General features: G+C 71.0%; 22 protein-coding genes and 1 pseudogene. 6 read left to right on the top strand and 17 right to left on the bottom strand.

Annotation, left to right across the window (positions count from 1 at the left end; genetic code table 11):
* Nucleotides 1-8 precede the first annotated feature (8 nt).
* The 3 genes from DV20_RS37780 to DV20_RS37790 are packed head-to-tail and all read right to left on the bottom strand — an operon-like array spanning nt 9 to nt 2460.
* Entirely contained in the window at nt 9-797 is a 789-nt protein-coding gene (locus DV20_RS37780) for an SDR family oxidoreductase (protein WP_043788236.1), read from the bottom strand.
* Nucleotides 794-1984 (bottom strand): hypothetical protein, encoded by a 1191-nt coding sequence (locus DV20_RS37785; protein ID WP_043788237.1) that lies wholly within the window; start codon nt 1982-1984, stop codon nt 794-796. The genes DV20_RS37780 and DV20_RS37785 overlap by 4 nt, the downstream gene beginning before the upstream one ends.
* Nucleotides 1981-2460, bottom strand: a complete 480-nt coding sequence (locus tag DV20_RS37790; RefSeq protein ID WP_043788239.1) for a nuclear transport factor 2 family protein — start codon at nt 2458-2460, stop codon at nt 1981-1983. The genes DV20_RS37785 and DV20_RS37790 overlap by 4 nt, the downstream gene beginning before the upstream one ends.
* A gap of 39 nt (nt 2461-2499) precedes the next feature.
* Here DV20_RS37790 and cysD point away from each other — a divergent pair, with 39 nt between their 5' ends.
* From cysD to DV20_RS37805, 3 genes are read left to right on the top strand one after another with little or no spacing between them, the layout of a single operon-like run.
* Nucleotides 2500-3432 carry a sulfate adenylyltransferase subunit CysD gene (cysD, locus tag DV20_RS37795; protein ID WP_043788240.1) on the top strand — a complete coding sequence of 311 codons (933 nt, stop codon included), beginning with the start codon at nt 2500-2502 and terminating at the stop codon, nt 3430-3432.
* A complete protein-coding gene (gene cysC / locus DV20_RS37800) occupies nt 3432-5243 on the top strand; it encodes an adenylyl-sulfate kinase (RefSeq protein WP_043788245.1) in 1812 nt (603 codons plus the stop codon). The genes cysD and cysC overlap by 1 nt, the downstream gene beginning before the upstream one ends.
* A 33-nt stretch (nt 5244-5276) precedes the next feature.
* Nucleotides 5277-5648: a VOC family protein gene (locus DV20_RS37805; protein WP_043788246.1), complete on the top strand. Its 372-nt coding sequence runs from the start codon at nt 5277-5279 to the stop codon at nt 5646-5648.
* Between the two features lie 3 nt (nt 5649-5651).
* Here DV20_RS37805 and DV20_RS37810 read toward each other — a convergent pair whose 3' ends face one another.
* From DV20_RS37810 to DV20_RS37825, 4 genes are read right to left on the bottom strand one after another with little or no spacing between them, the layout of a single operon-like run.
* Nucleotides 5652-6356, bottom strand: a complete 705-nt coding sequence (locus tag DV20_RS37810; protein ID WP_043788338.1) for a class I SAM-dependent methyltransferase — start codon at nt 6354-6356, stop codon at nt 5652-5654.
* A 19-nt stretch (nt 6357-6375) separates the two neighbouring features.
* Nucleotides 6376-7023 (bottom strand): response regulator, encoded by a 648-nt coding sequence (locus tag DV20_RS37815; RefSeq protein WP_043788339.1) that lies wholly within the window; start codon nt 7021-7023, stop codon nt 6376-6378.
* Nucleotides 7020-8246, bottom strand: coding sequence for a sensor histidine kinase (locus DV20_RS37820; RefSeq protein ID WP_043788247.1), 1227 nt, complete (start codon nt 8244-8246; stop codon nt 7020-7022). Before DV20_RS37820 ends, DV20_RS37815 begins: the two co-directional genes overlap by 4 nt.
* Before the next feature lie 57 nt (nt 8247-8303).
* Nucleotides 8304-8768: an Lrp/AsnC family transcriptional regulator gene (locus tag DV20_RS37825; RefSeq protein ID WP_043788248.1), complete on the bottom strand. Its 465-nt coding sequence runs from the start codon at nt 8766-8768 to the stop codon at nt 8304-8306.
* Between the two features lie 109 nt (nt 8769-8877).
* Between DV20_RS37825 and DV20_RS37830 the strand changes: the two genes are divergently transcribed.
* Nucleotides 8878-9843 (top strand): DMT family transporter, encoded by a 966-nt coding sequence (locus DV20_RS37830; RefSeq protein ID WP_051736296.1) that lies wholly within the window; start codon nt 8878-8880, stop codon nt 9841-9843.
* Here the strand turns inward: DV20_RS37830 and DV20_RS37835 are convergent.
* The gene (locus tag DV20_RS37835) at nt 9797-10330 is read right to left on the bottom strand and encodes a snapalysin family zinc-dependent metalloprotease (protein WP_043788249.1); all 534 of its coding nucleotides are present in this window, start codon (nt 10328-10330) and stop codon (nt 9797-9799) included. The genes DV20_RS37830 and DV20_RS37835 overlap by 47 nt on opposite strands.
* A 183-nt stretch (nt 10331-10513) precedes the next feature.
* Here DV20_RS37835 and DV20_RS37840 point away from each other — a divergent pair, with 183 nt between their 5' ends.
* Nucleotides 10514-12460, top strand: a complete 1947-nt coding sequence (locus DV20_RS37840; RefSeq protein WP_043788250.1) for an ABC1 kinase family protein — start codon at nt 10514-10516, stop codon at nt 12458-12460.
* On the opposite strand, the gene lepB is transcribed toward DV20_RS37840, so the two are convergent.
* Together lepB and DV20_RS37850 are read right to left on the bottom strand one after the other, a co-directional pair.
* Nucleotides 12384-13154: a signal peptidase I gene (gene lepB, locus DV20_RS44480; protein ID WP_235191114.1), complete on the bottom strand. Its 771-nt coding sequence runs from the start codon at nt 13152-13154 to the stop codon at nt 12384-12386. The genes DV20_RS37840 and lepB overlap by 77 nt on opposite strands.
* Nucleotides 13155-13192: 38 nt before the next feature.
* Entirely contained in the window at nt 13193-13525 is a 333-nt protein-coding gene (locus DV20_RS37850; RefSeq protein WP_043788252.1) for a YnfA family protein, read from the bottom strand.
* 74 nt (nt 13526-13599) lie between these two features.
* On the opposite strand from DV20_RS37850, the pseudogene DV20_RS37855 reads away from it, so the two are divergent.
* Nucleotides 13600-14172, top strand: a pseudogene (locus DV20_RS37855) (DUF4184 family protein); the annotation flags it as partial.
* A gap of 150 nt (nt 14173-14322) precedes the next feature.
* Here the strand turns inward: DV20_RS37855 and DV20_RS37860 are convergent.
* From DV20_RS37860 to DV20_RS37890, 7 genes are read right to left on the bottom strand one after another with little or no spacing between them, the layout of a single operon-like run.
* Complete coding sequence (locus DV20_RS37860) at nt 14323-14718, bottom strand: metal-sulfur cluster assembly factor (RefSeq protein WP_043788253.1); 396 nt, start codon at nt 14716-14718, stop codon at nt 14323-14325.
* Nucleotides 14715-15164: a Fe-S cluster assembly sulfur transfer protein SufU gene (gene sufU, locus DV20_RS37865; RefSeq protein ID WP_043788254.1), complete on the bottom strand. Its 450-nt coding sequence runs from the start codon at nt 15162-15164 to the stop codon at nt 14715-14717. Before sufU ends, DV20_RS37860 begins: the two co-directional genes overlap by 4 nt.
* Nucleotides 15161-16450 (bottom strand): cysteine desulfurase, encoded by a 1290-nt coding sequence (locus DV20_RS37870; RefSeq protein ID WP_043788255.1) that lies wholly within the window; start codon nt 16448-16450, stop codon nt 15161-15163. Before DV20_RS37870 ends, sufU begins: the two co-directional genes overlap by 4 nt.
* A 43-nt stretch (nt 16451-16493) precedes the next feature.
* Nucleotides 16494-17264, bottom strand: coding sequence for a Fe-S cluster assembly ATPase SufC (gene sufC, locus DV20_RS37875; protein WP_043788256.1), 771 nt, complete (start codon nt 17262-17264; stop codon nt 16494-16496).
* A gap of 29 nt (nt 17265-17293) precedes the next feature.
* Nucleotides 17294-18466 (bottom strand): Fe-S cluster assembly protein SufD, encoded by a 1173-nt coding sequence (sufD, locus tag DV20_RS37880; protein WP_043788257.1) that lies wholly within the window; start codon nt 18464-18466, stop codon nt 17294-17296.
* A 2-nt stretch (nt 18467-18468) separates the two neighbouring features.
* Complete coding sequence (sufB, locus tag DV20_RS37885) at nt 18469-19917, bottom strand: Fe-S cluster assembly protein SufB (protein ID WP_043788259.1); 1449 nt, start codon at nt 19915-19917, stop codon at nt 18469-18471.
* Nucleotides 19914-20732: a helix-turn-helix transcriptional regulator gene (locus tag DV20_RS37890; protein ID WP_152603810.1), complete on the bottom strand. Its 819-nt coding sequence runs from the start codon at nt 20730-20732 to the stop codon at nt 19914-19916. Before DV20_RS37890 ends, sufB begins: the two co-directional genes overlap by 4 nt.
* Nucleotides 20733-20754: the final 22 nt, after the last annotated feature.

Genomic DNA, 20754 nt, shown 5'->3' on the forward strand with positions numbered 1-20754 from the left:
GGTCCTCCTCAGTGGTGGTACTCGCCGCCGTTGACGTCGAGGCATTGCCCGGTGATCGCGCGCGCCATCGGCGAGGCGAGGAACACCACGGTGTCGGCGATCTCGTCGGGCTCCGGCAGTTTCCGGAGATCTGTCGTGGCCGCTGTCTCGGCGTAGACCTCCTCCGGCGTGACGCCGCGTTCCTTGGCCAGGTAGGCGAAGTACCACTGCAGGTTCGGCCCCCAGATGTAGCCGGGTGCCACGGTGTTGACGCGCACGCCGTCCGGCCCCAGCTCGCTGGCGAGGCTTTGGGAGAGCGACAGCAGCGCCGACTTCGCCATCTTGTAGGCGCCGAACGTCCGCCGCGAATGCCGCAGCACGGCGGAGTTGATCATCACCAGCGAGCCCTTGCTCTCCTTGAGCGCGGGCAGGAACAGGCGGGTCAGCCGGAGCACCGACACGGCCGCGGTTTCGAAGCCCGCGCGGACGGCGTCGAGGTCCACAGTGGCCAGATCGGTCAGCGGCGGAACGGCGAAGGCGTTGTGCACCACGGTGTCCACCCGCCCGAACGCCGCGAGCGCCTCGGTCACCAGGTTCGCCGCGGAGTCCGCGTCGTCGATGTCGGTGCGGACCGCGACCGCCCGGCGGCCGAGGTCGGTCACCTCCTTCGCGACCTCGCTCAGCCGCGACTCGGTTCGCGCGGCGAGCACGACGTCCGCGCCGGCCCGTGCGCTGCGCACGGCGATCGACCGGCCGAGCCCGGGGCCGATCCCCGAGACGACGACCACCTTGTCCTGCAGCAGGTTGTCCACGCTCACCCCAGCATCCGGGCGGCGACGGCGTCCTGCCGGGCCGCGATCCGCGCCGCCCACTGCTCCGGCGTCACGCGCGCTTGTTCGTGGTGGGGCAGCCGGTCGGGCAGTTCGTCGGTCTTGACCACCTCGACGACCGGCCCGTCGGCCGGGCCGAGGTCGCGGGCGAGCCGTTGCCAGCGGATCTGCACGTACCCGCGGTCGTGCCCGGTCAGCTCCAGCCAGTTCGCCAGGCCAGGGTCGCGCTCGGCGATGACGAACCGGATCTTGCCGTCCGGGTCGACGTGCGCCTGGTCGGCGGTGAGGCTCGTCTGGTGGTTGATGTAGTCGAGCGAGACGTACCAGCGGCTGCCGAGCTGGATGCCCTGGTAGGGGGCGTCCGCGCAGCGCGGCACGGTGACGATCATCGCCTCTTCTCCGGCCAGCTCGTAGTGGCCGGCCGAGGAGAACTGCGTGGTGAGCCCACCCGGCGTCGAACGCGGCTCGGTCATCGTGTTCACCGGCAGGTTGTCGTAGAACCACTTCGGGAAGGCCAGGAACGTCTTGAGCCTGCTCAGCAGGATCTTGCCGGTGACGCCGTAGCGCTTGGCCAGCGCGGACCGGTCCGGCACCGGCGGCGCCTGGCCGGCCGTGTCGACGCACCGGATGCGGATCTCGCCCCGCCGTTCGGTGGCCCAGTCGCTGTAGACCTCGCGGACGACGAGCATCGCCGAGCCCTCGCCGAGGACGAAGTAGTTCGGGCCCGGGTTCTCGCGAGCCGGGCCGAAGCGGAGCTCGAACCGGCCGTCCGGGCCGATCTCGATCGCCCGGTCGTCGAACGCGGCGAGGCTGTCGGGCACCTCCACCGGCGAGTAGTCGCCGTTGAGGACCTGGAAGCTCAGGTCGGCGGTGGTCCCGCGGACCCCGGTGACCAGGTACTCGCGGTCGGCGCGGATGTTCGCGTTGAAGTACAGCGTGTCCGGGTTGTCGAGGCCCATCTTGGTGTAGGGCCCGGTGGACGCGGTGAAGTACGGGAAGTCGCGCTGGTAGGCCCAGGCCATCTGCAGCGACGCCCGGATGCTGCCGGCGAGGTAGTCGTAGCCCTCGAGGAGGCCCTGCTCGGTCTGCGCCGGCGGGGCTTCGGCGATCAGCTTCTCGGCCTCGACGATGGCGTCGGCGAACGGCCGGGTCAACGAGAACTCGTTCTCGATCATGCCGGGACGGCCCAGCGGTTCGCGAGCAGCCGGAAGCCGGGGACGGCGTCCCAGGACGTCATCGATTCGTAGGTGCGGACGTACCCGATGTGCGACATCCGCCAGGCGCCGTCGTGGTCGCGGCGGTAGGTGTCCTCGTAGAACGCGGCGCCTTCGATGATCACCTTGTGGTCGGGCACGATGACCTTGTCGGTGAACGACCACCGCCCGGTCGCGGTGTCGCCGTCGACGTCGATCTCGGGCTGAGCGGCGTGGTGCACGGTGATGATGCCGTTGCCGAGGCTCTGGGTGAGGAATCCGACGATGGCGTCGCGGCCTTCGAACCGCTTGCCGTCACCGCCCACCGCGTGCGTCCCGTAGTTCGCCGTGGCGTCGGCGGTGAACGTGCCGGCCACCTCGTCCCACAGTTTCAGGTCCACCCCGCGCAGGTACCGGTACTTCAGCCGCTTGATCTCTTCGAGTACGACCAGGTCCATGCCCCTAGCGTCCCGCACGCCTTGACCAAAGACAAGAACATGTTCTACTTTTTTCCGGTGTCCGTGACCTCGTACGAGTTGTCGCACCTGGCCGCGCTCGAAGCGGAGGCCGTGCACGTCTTCCGCGAAGTCGCGGCGACCTTCGAGCGCCCGGTCCTGCTCTTCTCCGGCGGCAAGGACTCGGTGGTGATGCTGCACGCCGCCGCGAAGGCGTTCTGGCCCGCTCCCCTGCCGTTTCCCGTCCTGCACGTCGACACCGGTCACAACTTCGACGAGGTCATCCGGTTCCGCGACGAGACGGTGGCCGCACTCGGCCTGCGCCTGGAGGTGGCCAGGGTGCAGGACGACCTCGACGCCGGCCGCGTCGTCGAGGAGACCGGGCCGCGGGCCAGCCGCAACCGGCTGCAGACGGTGACGCTGCTGCGGGCGATCCGCGAGGGCGGGTTCGACGCCGTGTTCGGCGGCGCCCGCCGGGACGAGGAGAAGGCCCGCGCGAAGGAGCGCGTGTTCAGCTTCCGCGACGAGCACGGCCAGTGGGACCCGCGGGCACAGCGCCCGGAGCTGTGGAACCTGTACAACGGCCGGCACCGCCGCGGCGAGCACATCCGCGTCTTCCCCCTGTCGAACTGGACCGAACTGGACATCTGGCAGTACGTCCGCGACGAGCGCATCGCGCTGCCGCCCCTGTACTACGCGCACCAGCGGCCCGTGGTGCAGCGCGACGGCATGCTGCTGGCGGCCACCCGCTTTCTGTCCCTTGTGGACGGGGAGACACCGTACGAGGCGACCGTCCGCTTCCGGACCGTCGGCGACGCCACCTGCACCGGCTGCGTCGAGTCTTCGGCGACGACACCGTCCGAAGTGGTCGCCGAGGTGGCCGCCACCCGCGTCACCGAGCGCGGCGCCACGCGCGCCGACGACCGGATCTCCGAGGCCGGCATGGAAGACCGCAAGCGAGAGGGTTACTTCTGATGCAGCTGCTGCGGGTCGCCACCGCCGGGAGCGTGGACGACGGCAAGTCGACGTTGATCGGGCGGCTGCTGTTCGACTCGAAGGCCATCTTCACCGACCAGCTCGCCGCCGTCGAACGCGCCAGCCGCGACCGCGGCGAGGACTACCCGGATCTCGCGCTGCTCACCGACGGGCTGCGCGCCGAGCGCGAGCAGGGCATCACCATCGACGTCGCCCACCGCTACTTCGCGACACCGCGGCGGAAGTTCATCATCGCCGACACGCCGGGGCACCTGCAGTACACACGCAACATGGTGACCGGCGCGTCCACGGCCGACCTGGCGCTGATCCTCGTCGACGCCCGCAAAGGCGTCCTCGAGCAGTCGCGGCGGCACGCGTTCCTCGCCTCCCTGCTCGGGATCGGGCACCTCGTCGTGTGCGTGAACAAGATGGACCTCGTCGGGTGGTCGCCGGAGCGGTTCGACGAGATCCGCGAGGACTTCCGCCGGTTCGCGATGAAACTCGACGTCGCCGACCTGACGTTCGTGCCGGTTTCGGCGCTGCACGGCGACAACGTCGTCCACCGCAGCGCGAGCATGCCGTGGTACGAGGGCACTTCGCTGCTGCACCAGCTGGAAGAGGTGCACGTCGCCTCCGACCGCAACCTCATCGACGCGCGGTTCCCGGTGCAGTACGTCCTCCGCCGGTCCGACTTCCGCGGCTACGCGGGCACCATCGCGGGCGGGGTGTTCAAGCCGGGCGACGAGGTGGTGGCGCTGCCGTCGGGGTTCACGTCGAAGGTGCGCGCGGTCTGGGGCCCGGGCGGCAGCCCGCTGTCGGAGGCGTTCACGGGCCAGGCGGTGGCCGTGGAGCTGGCCGACGACCTCGACCTCGGCCGCGGCGCCATGCTGTGCCGCCCCGGCAACCGCGCCGAGTCGGCCCGCGAGGTGGACGCCCTGGTCTGCTGGTTCTCCGAGCGCGCCGCGCTGACACCCGGCGCGACCTACGCGGTCCGGCACACGACCACCGAGACGCGGGGCACGGTGGAGCGGCTGGAGTACCGCCTCGACGTCACCACCCTGCACCGCGACGAGACGGCGGAAGCGCTGTCCTTGAACGACATCGGCCGCATCCGGCTGCGCACGCGGTCGCCGCTGCTGTTCGACCCGTACCGCCGCAACCGGGCCACCGGCGGCTTCCTGCTGGTCGACGAGCACACCGGCGACACGGTCGCGGCGGGCATGATCACCGGCGCGGTCGCTTCGCCGGTGGTCTGGCACACGGCGGCGGTGCGGCGCGAGGACCGCCCGACCCGCGGCGCGACGGTGTGGCTCACCGGGCTTTCGGCGTCAGGCAAGTCGTCGGTGGCGGTCGAGCTGGAACGCCGGCTGGTCGCGGCGGGCCGCCCGGCGTACCTGCTCGACGGCGACAACCTGCGCCACGGGCTCAACGCCGGTCTGGGGTTCAGCCCCGAGGACCGCGCGGAGAACGTCCGGCGCGTGGCCGAGGTGGCGCGCCTGTTCGCGGACGCGGGCGTGGTGGCGATCGCGTCGCTGATCAGCCCGTACGCGGAGGATCGGGCCCGGGCGCGGGCGATCCACGACGACCTGCCGTTCCTGGAGGTCTTCGTCGACACGCCCCTGGAGGCGTGCGAAGCCCGCGATCCGAAGGGCATGTACGCGAAGGCGCGCGCCGGGGAGATCACCGGCTTCACCGGCATCGACGCCCCCTACGAGCGGCCGTCGTCGCCCGATCTGGTGCTGCGCCCGGGCGACGGTGACCCGGCGGCGATGGCGGCCGCGATCCAGGCGCTGCTGGACGAGCTCGGCTGAAATCCTCTTGCCCGCGGCCTTAAGGTGGGCTCCATGATGTCGGTCAGGAAGGTCCAGGTCACCTTCGACTGCGCGGATCCCGGGCGCGTCGCCCGGTTCTGGTGCGAGGTGCTCGGGTACGAGCTGGAGGGTGACGGCTCCGCCTGCGGCGATCCGACGGGCGTGGGCCCGCGGCTGTACTTCCAGCGCGTGCCCGAAGGCAAGGTCGTCAAGAACCGCGTGCACCTCGACGTCCGGGTCGGCACCGGGCTCGTCGGCGAAGAGCGGCTCGCCGCCCTCGAGGCCGAGTGTGCGCGGCTCGAGAAGCTCGGCGCGAAGCGCCTGTGGCTCCAGAAGGCGGACGAGGAAAACGAGTCGTGCCTGACGATGCAGGACGTCGAGGGCAACGAGTTCTGCCTCGACTGAGCCCTACTCGGCTTCCAGGACGAAGAAGAGGAAGCTCGGGAAGGTGTCGAGGATTTCGAAGTCGCCGGGGAACAGCTCCCGGGCCTCCGGCACCGGGTGCGGTTCGCTGATCACGGCGATCCGGAAGCCGGCCGCGGTGAAGGCGTCGGTCATCGCGTGCAGCGGCTTGTTCCAGAACGTCATCCGCGCTTTTTGGCCGTGGAGCTCGAACTCGTCGGTCCAGGTGTAGGACTCGAAGTAGTCGGGCCGGGGCCCTTCGTGGCGGTGCGTCAGGTTGACCATCATCGGGTGGTTGACCGAGGCGATGAGCCGGCCGCCGGGCTTCAGCACGCGCCGCAGTTCGGCGAGCACCGGGTTCCAGTCCCGCAGGTAGTGCAGCACCAGGGACGCGATGACATCGTCGAACTCGCCGTCGGGGAAGGGCAGCGGGTCGGCCAGGTCGGCGACCCGCAGGTCCGCGTCGTCGCCCAGCCGCCGCCGGGCGTGCGCCACCATTCCGGCGCTCTGGTCGAACCCGCTGACGACGGCGCCCTTTTCCCGCAGCACCTCGAACAGCTGGCCCGCACCGCAACCGGCGTCGAGGATCCGCCGTCCGGCCACGTCACCGGCGAGCGCCAGGGTCGCCGGCCGTTCGTAGTAGGCGTTCATCAGGCTGGTTTCGTTCTCGGCCGTGTACACCTCGGCGAATTCGTCGTATGCGGCAGTCATGCGGCCCATAGTGCCCGAATCAGCCGGACGGCGTCACGAAGCCCGAGTCGTACGCCCGGATCACCGCCTGCGTCCGGTCCCGCGCGCCGAGCTTCGCGAGCACGTTGCCGACGTGGGTCTTCACCGTCTGGACGCCCAGGTACAGCTCGCCCGCGATCTCCACATTGGACAGTCCACCGGCCATCAGCCGCAGCACCTCGCGTTCCCGCTCGGTCAGCCCGGCCGCGGCCAGGCCGTCGCCGGCCGGGGCGCACTGGGCGGCCAGGCGGCGGATCGCCGCCGGGAACAGCAGGGATTCCCCGGCCACGACCGTCCGGATCCCCGCGACGATCTCCTCCGGCCGGGCCCGCTTGAGCAGGAAGCCGCTGGCTCCCGCGACGAGCGCGTCGTAGACGTAGTCGTCGTTCTCGAAGGTGGTCACCACGATGACCTTCGGCGGCTCCGCCATGGTGGACATCAGGTGGGTGGTCGCCCGGATCCCGTCCACCGCGGGCATCCGCACGTCCATCAGCACGACGTCGGGACGGAGCCGGGCGACCAGCCCGGGCACCTCCGCGCCGTCGGCGGCCTCGCCGAGCACGGTCAGGCCGTCCTCGCTGTCGACGATCGCCCGGAGCCCGGCCCGGATCAGCGGCTCGTCGTCCACCAGCAGCACACCCACGCTCATCGCCCGCTCCCCCACGGCACCCGCACCACGACCTCCCACCGCCCGTCCACCGGCCCGGCCGAGAGCTCCCCGCCGAGCAGCACCACCCGCTCGGCCATCCCCCGCAGGCCGCGGTAGCCACCGGACCGGCGCGAGCCGTTCCCCAGCGGGTTGACGACCCGGGCGCGCAGCTCGTGCGCCGCCACGCCGACGACCACCGTCACCGGGACCCTACCGGCGTGGCGCACCGCGTTGGTCAGGCATTCCTGCAGGATCCGGTACACCTCGCGGGACACCACCGGCGGCACGGCGGCCAGGTCGCCGCCGACCTCGGCGGTGACGTCGACGCCCGCGAGCCGGGTCGTTTCGAACAGGGCGGGCAGCCCGGCCAGCGTCGGCTGCGGCGTGCGGCCGGCCGCCTCCTCCCGCAGCAGGCCGAGGACGTGGTCGAGGTCGTCGAGCGCGGTGCGGGCGGACTCCTCGATCGCGCCGAGCGCCTTCTCGGTGAAGTCCGGGTCGGTGCGCAGCGTCCGCCGGGCGGCGCCCGCCTGGACGGTGACGACGCTCAGCGCGTGCCCGACCGAGTCGTGCAGGTCCCTGGCCAGCCGGTTGCGTTCGGCGAGCTGCTCGGTCCGTCGTTCCAGCCGGGCGATCCGCTCGGCGGCGGTGGTCCCGAGCAGGGCGGTCGCGGCCCGGCGCAGCAGCCCGCCGATCGCCCAGGCGGTGTAGATCAGCAGCACCAGGGCGAGCAGGAAGACCGCGGGCAGCCACACCGACGGCCAGCCCACCGGCACGGTGATTTCGCCGCCCGCGCCGTCCCGGAAGAGCTGCCCGGTGAACACGGCGCTGACCGACAGCCCGACCGCGACGGGGACGGCGAGGCTGAAGAAGCTGACGACGAACCCGGCCCCGACGTGCAGCACGAACATCACCGCGGCGCGACGGCGCCCCTGGCGGGTGCCGGGTTTCGCGGGCGCGTCCGGCACCGGGTCGTCGAGCAGCTCCCGGACGGCGGCGGACTCGAGGACGTGCACCGCGGGCAGGAACGCCGTCCCGGCGACGACGGCCGCGGTGAGCAGCCCGCCGACGACGGTGGCCTGCTCCGGCGTGGTGACGAACGGCAGCAGCGACGGCACGGCGACCGCGGAGAACAGCAGGTAGGGCACGCTGATGGCACCGCCGAGGACCAGGTAGACCCAGCGGCGGTAGGTCGCCTTGCTCGTCAGGGGCCGGAGGATGCGCACCGGCCGATCTTCGCAGCCGGACCCCGGACGGCGCCTCCCGCTCGCGGTGGAGGCGCCTCACTCCCCGGTCTCGGCCGGGGTGACCACGGTGCGGCGGAAGTGGCTGAAGATGACCGAGGTCCGGACGTCGACGATCTCCCGGCGCTGGGTGAGCCGGTCGAGGACGAAGCCGCTCAGCTGGTCGTTGTCGGCGACGGCGATGTGCAGCAGGAAGTCGTCGCTGCCGGACATGACGAAGACGGAGAGCACCTCGGGCAGGCCGGTCACGAAGGCCCGGAAGGATTCGATGACGGCCCGGTCCGGCGGCCGCAGCCGCACGGCGACCATGGCCTGCACGGGACGGCCGATCTTCTTCAGGTCGACGTCGACGGTGTGCCCGCGCACGATCCCGCGCCGGGTCAGCTCCCGCACGCGCTCGAGGCACGTCGACTGGGCGATGTGCAGGCGGCGGGCGAGTTCCTTGTTGGTCTGCTTGGCGTCCTCCTGGAGGAGGGTCAGCAGGGCCGTGTCAAGTTCGTCCATCGGGCCCTCGCTCGCTGTTTCTCGTCACAGGATTCGCCATTTTGCGGGATCCGCCGAATCTAGCACGGTGTTCGCCGTTCTGGTTCCGACTGTTCTTTATCGTGGCGCCGTGCTCACCGAGTCGCCTCGCCCGGCCCTGTCCGTCGCCGCCGTCCTGGGCGCGGCGCTGATCTGGAGCAGTTCGTTCGCGGTCACCAAGGTGGCGCTGACGGAGGTTCCGCCGATGACGCTCGGTGCGCTGCGGTTCGCGCTGGCGGCGCTGATCCTCGGGGCAGTGGTGCACGCGGGCCCGGACCGCCGTCGCCTGCCGTCCCCTCGGCAACGGCTGTTCATCGGCTTGGCGGGCCTGCTGGGGATCACGGCCTACTTCGCGCTGGAAAACGTGGGCGTCGACCTGGCGACGGCGTCGGACGCGACGCTGATCGTGGCTTCGTACCCGATCCTGACGCTCGTGCTGGAGGTCCTGGCGGGCCGCGCGGCGATCTCGCCGGTGCGGCTGACCGGCATGCTGGTGGCGGTCGCCGGCGTCTGGCTCGTCGTCCAGGGCCGGCCGGGCGGGTCCCACTCGCTGTGGGGCGACCTGCTCCTCATCGTGGCCGGAGTGGTCTGGGCGGTGTACAACATGCTGGCGCGACGGGACGGCTCCGGCGCGTCGCCGATCGTGGTCACCTACTACCAGACCCTCGCCGGAGCGGGCGGGTTCGTCCTGCTGTCCCTGTCCGAAGCGGACCGGTGGAGCGTGCCCGGCGGGAGTGCCGTGCTGCGGATCGGGTTCTTGGCCGGCCTGTGTTCGGTCGCGGCCTTCCTGCTGTACAACCACGGCCTGCGCGGGCTCGAGCCGAGCGTCGCGGTCAACCTGCTGAACATCGTGCCGGTGGCGGGTTCGGTGTGGGCGGTCGTGCTGGCTGGCGAGCGGCTCACGCTCGCCCAGGTGCTCGGCGGGGCCGTCGTCATCGCCGGGGTCACCCTGGGCTTGCACCGCGGGAGGAAAACGGCCTCCGGCGCACCGGAGGCCGCCGCTTCCCGGATCAGTGAGCGACCGCCCGCGTCTGCGCCCCGGCCGCCACCCCGTTGACCCACAACGACTGCACCTTCGCCGCCTCGGCCGCGGACGGTTTGGCGTTCTTGCACGCCGTTCCCGGCCCGTGGCCCGACATCAGCTCCGTGCACGGCCCGCTGTAGTGATCCGGCAGGCCCAGGTTGTGCCCCAGTTCGTGCGCCGCGATGCGCGTCGGGTCGTACCCCTCCGCCACCTGGCTCGTGTCCAGGTAGATCTGGCCGCGCCCGTGGCCGTCGGTGCTCGTGTACGAGCCCCCGCTGTGCACTTCGTGGAACACGATCGTCGCCCCGGTGGCCCGCTGGACCAGCTTCACGTCGGTCACCGCCGCGTTCCAGTTGGCCGCACCCCGGTCGATCTGGGCCAGGTAGTCCGGAGCGCCTGACGAGCTGTAGTACAGCGTCGTCACCGCGGCCGCCGAGGCCGCCGGGGCGGTCGCCAAGCCCAGGCCCAGCGGGACCGCGACGGCCAGGGCCGCCACCCGGCCCGGCACGCGTCCGTTCATCGTGTCTCCTTCGTCCGATTCAGAGAGCACTTCACCGTGGTTCGCGCGATCAGGTTAGAAGGTCACCAACAGCGCCGGCCACGGCCGAAAGTCGCTCCCCCGCGGGAGGGAGCCGGGTCCCGCCGCCGCGTGAGCCGCCGGCCGGGTCCGGCGTGATGTGCTCGGCGCCGACGGAAGGAACCGATGGACATCTTGCTGGGCCTGCTGACCCTCCCCCTCTACGTGTCCCTGCTGTGGCCGCTCGTCGTCGCGGCGCGGCGGGTGCTCGGCGTCCGGATCGGCGCCGTGCGCGCCCTGTGCGCCGCCGCGTTCGGGTGGCTCGTCGCCGGCGGCATCGGGCAGGCGTTCCCCGTTTCGCTGCTGCGCAACGGCGGTGCGGCCCTCGGGCTGCTGATCCCGTTGGCGGGCAGCGCTTTCCTCGCCACGCTGGTCTTCCTGTTCGTCGCCGAGCTGGCGCTGCCGAACGGCTTCGGGCTCGGCCGGCTGCGGGGGCGGCTCTCCCGCACCCGCCGGTACGCGCAGATCAGCCGGATCGCGGTCAAGCACGGCCTCGGCCGCTACCTCACCGGCCGTCGCGAACCCGGCCTCGCCCCGGGGCGGCACGCCAAGCTCGCGCGCTCCCTGCGCCGCGCCCTCGAAGAAGGCGGCGTCACGTTCGTGAAGCTCGGCCAGCTGCTCTCCACCCGCGCCGACCTGCTGCCCCCGGTGTTCGCCGACGAGCTGAGCCGGCTGCAGGACCAGGTCGCGCCCGCCCGCGCCGACGCCGTGCGGGCCCTGCTGGCCGACGAACTCGGCGGCTCCCCCGACGACGTCTTCGCCGAGTTCGACCCCGAACCGCTGGCCGCCGCGTCGGTCGCGCAGGTGTACCGCGCGAAGCTGCGCAGCGGCGAAAACGTCGTCGTCAAGGTCCAGCGGCCGGGCGTGCGGGAGCAGGCCGACCGCGACATCGCCATCGTCCGGCGGGTCGCCGCGGCCCTGGAGGACCGCGCGGACTGGGCGCGGTCGCTCGGCGTCGCCGAGCTGGCCGAGGGATTCGCCGCCGCGCTGGCCGAGGAGCTCGACTTCACCATCGAAGCCCGCAACATCGCCGCGGTCGCCGCCACCGGCTCGCCCGACGTGGGGCTGCCGGTGGTCCACAAAGGACTCTCGACCGATCGCGTACTGGTCATGTCCCGGCTGGACGGCAAGCCGCTCGCCGCGGCGAAGGACACCCTGCCGGCGGCCGAGCGCACCCGGCTGGCGCGGTCGCTCCTGCGCTGCCTGCTCGACCAGGTGATGATCGGCGGCGTCTTCCACGCCGACCCCCACTCGGGCAACCTCATGCTGCTGGGTGACGGCCGCCTGGGCCTGCTCGACTTCGGCTCGGTCGGCCGCCTCGACGCCGGGCTGCGCGACGGCCTGCAGAACCTGCTGCTCGCCCTGGACCGCGGCGACCCGGCGGCCCTGCGCGACGGGCTCCTCGAGATCGTCGACCGCACCGGCGAAATCGACGAACAACGCCTCGAACGCGCCCTCGGTGCCCTGGTCGCCCGGCACTTCGGCCCGGGCCGCACCCCGGACCTGGACCTGTTCACCGGCCTGTTCCGCGTGATCGCGGACTTCCGGCTCAGCGTGCCGCCGCCGGTGGCCGCGGTGTTCCGCGCCCTGGCCACGGCCGAGGGCACCCTGGCCGCGCTCGATCCCGGCTTCGACGTCGTCGCCGAGGCGCGCGCGTTCGCCGTCGAGCAGGTCGGCGCCGGGCTGCGGCCGGGTCCGCTGGGCCGCACGGCGCTCGGCGAGCTGACGGCGCTGCTGCCGGTGCTGCGCCGCATCCCCCGCCGCGTCGACCGGATCGGCGCCGCGCTGGAGGAGGGCAGGCTGTCGGTCAACGTCCGGCTGTTCTCCGACGAACGCGACCGCGACGTCGTCACCGGCCTGGTCCACGAAGCCCTGCTCGCCTTCGTCGGCGCGGTGACCGGGCTGATGGCGGTGTTCCTGCTGACCGGCTCGGGCGGCCCGCGGGTCGCCGCGGACCTGACGCTGCACCAGGTGTTCGGCTACAACCTGCTGGTGATCAGTGCCCTGGTGGGACTGCGGCTGCTTTTCGTCGTCTTCCGGCGTTCCGGAGGAGCGTCACGACCAGCCCGATGAGCCCGGCGAGGAACAGGACCGCGCCACCGGCGAGGAACCACCGCAGCGCGGGCAGGGTCGAGTCGGTCAGCGGGGCACCCGGCAGGCCCGCGTCGGTGAACGCGGTCACCGCGGGCAGCGAGCTCGGGGTGAGCACGGTGCCGGTCGCGACCACGAACCCGGTCACCCCGGACAGCTGGACGACGCCGCGGACGCGGGAGTCGGCCGCGTTGCCGCGGTTGTCCCCGGCGACGAAGACGGTGCCCGTCGGGACCTGGACGGAAAAGGGCGTGGTCGCCATCGGGTCCTGCGCGTACTCGCCGGTGCTGAGGTAGGTCTCCGTGATCGGTTTGCCGTTGACCGTCAGCTTCCCGTCGGTGCAGCAGGCGACCGTGTCCCCGGCCAGCGCGACCACGCGGAACACGGTGTCGCCGACCGAATCGCCACCCGCGAACGCCCGGCTGTCGAAGGCGATCACGTCCCCGCGGTGGACGTCCTCGCCATCGCGGTCGCGGACCACGATGCGGCTGTCCGGCGGCAGTGTCGGGCTCATCGGCTCATCCGGGACCACGTACGGCTGGTACCCCACAGTCAGCCGCACGACCCCGTAGAGGCCGGCGCCGGCGCCGAGCACCATCAGGGCCACCATCACCAGCACCATCGGCCAGGCGCGGCGGCCAGGGGACGATTCCGGCGGCGCGGGCGGCAACGACATTTCGGTCACGAAGATCTATCGCGCGCCCGCCTGCGGCGTTACGCCATCCGTGGCGCGTACATGATCACCGCGACCCCGGCCAGGCAGAGCAGCGCGCCGAGCACGTCGTAGCGATCCGGCCGGTAACCGTCCGCGACCATCCCCCAGGCCAGCGACCCCGCCACGAACACCCCGCCGTACGCGGCGAGGATCCGGCCGAAGTGGGCGTCCGGCTGGAGGGTCGCGACGAAGCCGTACACGCCCAACGCGACCACCCCGCCGCCGATCCACAGCAGACCGCGGTGTTCGCGGACGCCTTGCCAGATCAGCCAGGCGCCGCCGATTTCGCAGACGGCCGCGGCCAGGAACAGGAGGATCGACCGCAGGACCACTTCGGGATACTAACGCCGTGCCGTTCACGTTGAGTCACCCCGCCGCGGTGCTTCCCCTGGCGCGGCGGCCGCTGGTGCCTTCGGCGCTCGTCGCCGGGTCGGTCGCGCCGGACCTCTTCTGGTTCCTGCCCGCCCCGGAAGGGTTCGGGCTCTCCCGGACCCACGAGCTCACCGCGGTCCTCTGGCTCGATCCGCTCATCGCGCTCGTCCTGCTGGCCGTCTTCCACGCCGGTCTCAAGCGGCCGCTGCTGTCCCTCGCGCCGCGGCCACTCGCCGAACGGCTCCCGCGCCGATTCACCTGGCGGCGACCGGGCTGGATCGCGCTTTCGCTGGTCCTCGGCGCCGCCACGCACGTCGGCTGGGACGCCTTCACCCACGAAAGCGGCGGGCCGGCGTTCTTGCGGATCCCGCTCGTCACCGGCGTCGACGTCGGACGGCTGATCCAGCTGATCAGCACCCTCGCCGGGGCCGCCGTGCTCGCCTGGTGGCTGTGGCGCTGGTACCGCACCGCGGCCGTTACACCGGCGCCGCCGGGCATCCGCCGCCGCACGACCGTGGCCGCGTTCCTGGCGGGCGGCGCCCTCACCGGCATCCTGGCTTCGGTGCTGCCCTTCCTGGCCCACCACGCCCCCATGACCCGTGCGGGCGTGGCCGGCAACGCCACCTACCTGCTCGCCACCGGCGCCTGCAGCGGTTTCGCCGTCGCGCTCGGCCTTTATGCGCTGGTCTGGCACGTGCGGTATAGCTCGTTATACGCGAAAAGGCCGCTCCGGAGAGCGACCTTTTCGACGAAGAACTCAGACGGTGAAGCCGAGGGCGCGCAGCTGCTCGCGGCCGTCCTCGGTGATCTTCTCCGGGCCCCACGGCGGCATCCAGACCCAGTTGATCCGGAAGTCCTTGACCAGGCCGCCGGAGGTCAGCGCGGCGTTCGTCTGGTCCTCGATGACGTCGGTCAGCGGGCAGGCCGCCGAGGTCAGCGTCATGTCGAGGGTCGCCGTGTTGTCCGGCTCGACGCGGATGTCGTAGACCAGGCCCAGGTCGACCACGTTGATGCCGAGTTCCGGGTCGACGACGTCGCGCATGGCCTCTTCGACGTCCTCGATCTTGGCGAGGTCGAGGTCCTGCTTGGCGGTGGTCTCGGCGTCGAGGTCGGCGGCGGTGCGCCCTTCACGGGTCGCGGTGTCTTCGGTCATGCCTTTTCAGCTCCACTGGTCGTCCGGGCGACGGCGTCCTTGAAAGCCATCCAGCCGAGGAGGGCGCACTTCACGCGGGCCGGGTACTTGGCGACGCCCGCGAAGGCGACCCCGTCCTCCAGCACGTCCTCGTCCGGCTCGATCTTTCCCTTACCCTGCATCAATTCCACGAAGGCGTCCATGGTGGTGAACGCCTCCTCGACCGTGTGGCCGACGACGAGGTCCGTCATGACCGACGTCGACGCCTGGCTGATCGAGCAGCCCTGGCCGTCGTAGGAGACGTCGGCGACCTTCCCGTCTTCGAGCTTCACCCGCAGCGTCACCTCGTCGCCGCAGGTCGGGTTGACCTGGAAGGACTCGGCGTCGAACTCCTCGCGCAGGCCGCGCCCGTGCGGGTTCTTGTAGTGGTCCAGGATGATCTCCTGGTACATGCTTTCCAGGTTCACTGGCCCACCCCGAAGAACTTCTGCGCCTCACGCACCCCGGCCACCAGAGCGTCCACTTCGGACAAATCATTGTACAGGTAGAACGACGCGCGCACGGTCGCCTGGGCGTTGCACGCCCGGTGCAGCGGCCACGCGCAGTGGTGGCCGACGCGGACGGCGATGCCGAGGCTGTCGAGCACTTGGCCGGCGTCGTGCGGGTGCACGCCGTCGATCACGAACGACACCGTCGCACCGCGGTCCGCCAGGTCGGTCGGGCCGATGATCCGGACCCCCGGGATTGCGCCGATGCCTTCGAGGGCGGCCGCGGCGAGTTCCTTCTCGTGGGCCGCGACGCGGTCCATGCCGATGGCCGAGAGGTAGTCGACGGCCGCGCCGAGGCCGATGGCCTGCGACGTCATCGGCACGCCCGCCTCGAACCGCTGCGGCGGCGGGGCGAAGGTCGAGCCCTCCATGCGGACCATCTCGATCATCGACCCGCCGGTCAGGAACGGCGGCATCGCTTCGAGCAGCTCGGTGCGGCCGTAGAGGACGCCGATGCCGGACGGGCCGAGCATCTTGTGCCCGGAGAACACCGCGAAGTCGACACCGAGCGCGTGGAAGTCCACCGCGAAGTGCGGCACCGACTGGCAGGCGTCGAGCACGGTGAGCGCGCCGACGGCCTTGGCCTTCTCGACCAGCAGCGCGACCGGGTTGACCGTGCCGAGGACGTTGGACTGGTGCGCGAACGCGACGACCTTGGTCTTCGGCGTGATCAGCTCGTCCACATCGGACAGGTCGAGCCTGCCGTCCGGGGTGACCTTGAACCACTTCAGCGTCGCCCCGGTGCGCTGGCAGAGCTGCTGCCACGGCACGAGGTTCGCGTGGTGCTCCATCTCGGTGATGACGATCTCGTCGCCCGGGCCGACCACGAAACGCGAAGCTTCGGGACCGGCCGTGGCGGCGTTGCTCATCGAGTACGCGACGAGGTTGATGCCCTCGGTGGCGTTCTTGGTGAACACCAGTTCCTCGGGCTCGGCGCCGACGAACTCGGCGATCTTCGCCCGCGCGGACTCGTAGGCGTCGGTCGCTTCTTCGGACAGCTGGTGCGCGCCGCGGTGCACGGCGGCGTTCGACGTGAAGACGTACTCGCGTTCGGCCTCGAACACCGCGGTCGGGCGTTGCGAGGTCGCCCCCGAGTCCAGGTACACCAAGGGTTTCCCGTCGCGGACAGTGCGCGACAGGATGGGGAAGTCGGCCTTCAGGGCCGCCACGTCCAGTGGCAAAGAGCTGGCCGAGGTGGTGGTCATCGGGCCGACTCCTCTCGTTCTCGAGGTACCTGGGTGGGGACGGTCAGACCGCGGCGGGCTCGGTCTTGCCGGTGTACTTGACGTACCCGTGCTCTTCCAGCTCGTCGGCGAGCTCCTTGCCGCCCGACTCGACGATCTTGCCGCCGGCGAAGACGTGCACGAAGTCCGGCGTGATGTGCCGCAGGATCCGGGTGTAGTGCGTGATCAGCATGACGCCGACCTCGCTGTTGGCCTTGTACTGGTTGACGCCCTCGGAGACGATCCGCAGCGCGTCGACGTCGAGGCCGGAGTCGGTCTCGTCGAGGATGGCGAACTTCGGCTTGAGCAGGGTCAGCTGCAGGATCTCGTGGCGCTTCTTCTCGCCGCCGGAGAAACCCTCGTTGACCGAGCGCTCGGCGAACTCCTGCGAGATCTCGAGCTTGCCCATCTCCTCCTTGACCTCCTTGACCCAGTGGCGCAGCTTGGGGGCCTCGCCACGGACCGCGGTGGCCGCGGTGCGGAGGAAGTTGGACATCGACACGCCGGGCACCTCGACCGGGTACTGCATGGCCAGGAAGAGGCCGGCGCGGGCGCGCTCGTCGACGCTCATCTCGAGCACGTTCTCGCCGTCGAGGAGCACCTCGCCGGAGGTCACCTGGTACTTGGGGTGACCGGCGATGGCGTAGGACAGGGTGGACTTGCCCGAGCCGTTCGGGCCCATGATCGCGTGCGTCTCGCCTGAGGAGATCGTCAGGTTGACGCCCTTGAGGATCTCCTTGGCGCCCTCTTCGGTCGTGACCGAGGCGTGGAGGTCCTTGATTTCCAGCGTAGCCATTTCTTCGTTTCCTAAGTCAGAGAGGGCGGTCAGGCACCGACGGCTTCGAGTTCGGCCTCGATCGCGGCTTCGAGGCGCTCGCGCACCTCGGGGACGTCGATCTTCACCAGGATTTCGTGGAAGAACCCGCGCACGACCAGGCGCCGCGCGGCTTCTTCGGCGATCCCGCGCGACTGCAGGTAGAACAACTGCTCGTCGTCGAACCTTCCCGTCGCGCTCGCGTGGCCGGCGCCTTCGATCTCGCCGGTCTCGATCTCGAGGTTCGGCACCGAGTCCGCGCGCGCACCCGGCGTGAGCACCAGGTTGCGGTTGAGCTCGTAGGTGTCGGTGGCCTCGGCGGCCGCGCGGATCAGGACGTCGCCGATCCACACCGTGTGCGCGCCTTCGCCCTGCAGCGCGCCCTTGTACATCACGTTCGACTTGCAGTTCGGGACCGCGTGGTCGACGAACAGCCGGTGTTCCTGGTGCTGGCCGGCGTCGGCGAAGTACACGCCGAGCATCTCGACGTCGCCGCCCTTGTCCGCGAACGTCGCCGTCGGCGAGATGCGGACCAGGTCGCCGCCCAGGGTGATCACGGTGTGCCGCAGGGCGGCGTCGCGGCCCAGCTTCAGGTGCTGCTCGGAGACGTGCACCGCGTCGTCGGCCCAGTCCTGGACGCTGACCACGGTGACCTTGGCGCCGTCGCCGATGACGAACTCGACGTTGTCGGCGTAGGTACCGGAGCCGACGTGGTCGAGCACGATGACGGCTTCGGCGAACGCCTCGGCGCGGACCTGCAGGTGCCCGTAGGCGACCTTGTCCTCGCCCGGGCCGTGGATGCGCAGCACCGACGGCTTCGACGCCTTCGTCTCCTTCGGCACCGTCACGATGGTGGCCTTGGTGAACGCCGAGTACGCCTGCGCGGCGATCCGGTCGCTGGGGACGCCGGCCTGGCCCAGCCGCGGGTCGTCGCGGCCGACGGTCACGATGCCCAGCTCGGGCGCGGCGTCGGCTTCGAGGGTGATCTCGCCGGTGGCGACCGCGCTGCCGTCGTGCAGGCCGCGCAGCCGCTTCATCGGCGTGAAGCGCCAGTTCTCCTCGCGGCCGCCCGGGACCTCGAAGGCCTCGACGTCGTAGGAGGTGAACCGCTCCGCGCGGGAGGCCGCCGGGATGACGGCCCCCTCGCGGAGGGCTTCGGAAACGTTGTTCTCGGTAACCGACATGACTAGCCGACGGACCCTTCCATCTGGAGCTCGATCAGGCGGTTCAGCTCGAGCGCGTACTCCATCGGCAGCTCACGGGCGATCGGCTCGACGAAGCCGCGCACGATCATCGCCATCGCCTCGGCCTCGTCGAGGCCGCGCGACATCAGGTAGAACAGCTGGTCTTCGCTGACCTTGGACACCGTGGCCTCGTGGCCCATGGACACCTCGTCGTTGCGGATGTCCACGTACGGGTACGTGTCCGAGCGCGAGATGGTGTCCACCAGCAGCGCGTCGCAGACCACGCTGGACCGCGAGTGGTGCGCCCGCTTCGCGACCTTGACCAGGCCGCGGTAGGACGTCCGGCCGCCGCCGCGCGCCACCGACTTCGACACGATGGTCGAGGACGTGTACGGCGCGAGGTGCTCCATCTTGGCGCCCGCGTCCTGGTGCTGGCCCTCGCCCGCGAACGCGACCGACAGGACCTCGCCCTTGGCGTGCTCGCCCATGAGGAACACCGACGGGTACTTCATCGTCACCTTGGAACCGATGTTGCCGTCGATCCATTCCATGGTCGCGCCCTCTTCGCACTTGGCGCGCTTGGTGACCAGGTTGTAGACGTTGTTCGACCAGTTCTGGATGGTCGTGTAGCGGCAGCGGGCGCCCTTCTTGACGATGATCTCCACGACCGCCGAGTGCAGCGAGTCGGACTGGTAGATCGGCGCCGTGCAACCCTCGACGTAGTGCACGTACGCACCTTCGTCGACGATGATCAGGGTGCGCTCGAACTGGCCCATGTTCTCGGTGTTGATCCGGAAGTAGGCCTGCAGCGGGATCTCGACGTGCACGCCCTTCGGCACGTAGATGAACGAGCCGCCGGACCACACCGCCGTGTTCAGCGCGGAGAACTTGTTGTCGCCGGCCGGGATGACCGAGCCGAAGTACTCCTGGAACAGCTCCGGGTGCTCCTTGAGCGCGGAGTCGGTGTCCAGGAACAGGACGCCCTGCTCCTCCAGGTCCTCGCGGATCTGGTGGTAGACGACCTCGGACTCGTACTGCGCGGCGACCCCGGCGACGAGGCGCTGCTTCTCCGCCTCGGGGATGCCCAGCTTGTCGTACGTGTTCTTGATGTCCTCGGGCAGTTCCTCCCAGGAGGTGGCCTGCTTCTCCGTGGACCGCACGAAGTACTTGATGTTGTCGAAGTCGATCCCGGAGAGGTCGGCCCCCCAGTTGGGCATGGGCTTCTTCTCGAAGAGCTTGAGCGCCTTGAGTCGCGCTTCGCGCATCCACTCCGGCTCGGACTTCTTCGAGGAGATGTCGGTGACGACGTCCTCGTTCAGCCCGCGGCGGGCGCTGGCGCCCGCCACGTCGGAGTCCGCCCAGCCGAACGCGTACTTGCCAAGGGACTCGATGGTCTCTTCCTGGCTCAGTGGCGCGGTGGTGGGAGTGCGCTGCTCGGCAGCGGCAGTCATGCGGGTTTCCCTCCATTCGGGATCCGTGCTGTGTGCCCCTCGGGGGACACCGTTCTTCCCGGCTCGGGATGGGCCGGGTGACCCGTCGTGACGGGTACGTGGGTGGTGCACGCGGAATCACCGCGCGCGATGGTCGCCAGCCGCTGGACGTGGGTGCCCAGCAGCCGCGCGAACGCCTCCGTCTCGGCCTCGCACAGCTGCGGGAACTCCGCGGCCACGTGGGCGACCGGACAGTGGTGCTGGCACAGCTGCGCGCCCACGTTCTGACCAGGAGCCGGGGCGCCGACCTGGCGGGTCGACGCAGCGTAGCCTTCCCTGCTCAGCGCGGCCGCGAGGGCCTCCGCGCGTGCCGCGGGATCACCCGGACCGGTGATCGCGGCGCGGTGCGGGCCGACCAGCTTCTCGATGCGCTGCTCGGCGAAGGCGCGGACGGCGCCTTCGCCGGCGTGCTCGGCCAGGAAGCGGATCGCGGAGACGGCCAGGTCGTCGTAGGCGTGCCCGAAGCGGGCCCGGCCGGGCTCGGTCAGCAGGAACAGCTTCGCCGGACGGCCCCGGCCCCGGGGACCGCGGCGCGGCGCGTCCCGGGTCTCGGCTTCGCCGTCCGCGAGCAGCGCGTCCAGGTGCCGCCGGACGGCGGTGGGACTGATCCCGAGCTGCTCGGCGACCACGACGGCGGTCATGGGACCCTGTTCCAGCAGCAACCGGGCGACCTCGTGCCGGGTCTTGCCCTCGGCGCTGACCTGCGACGGGACGTGCGGCTGGCCGGCCCGCGGCAGCTCGCCGCCCGCCTGGTCACCCGCCGCCGTCTTTTTCACAACACAAGTGTGTCTTATTTCC

This window comes from Amycolatopsis rifamycinica (assembly GCF_000695625.1).
GTDB classification, from domain to species: Bacteria; Actinomycetota; Actinomycetes; order Mycobacteriales; family Pseudonocardiaceae; genus Amycolatopsis; species Amycolatopsis rifamycinica.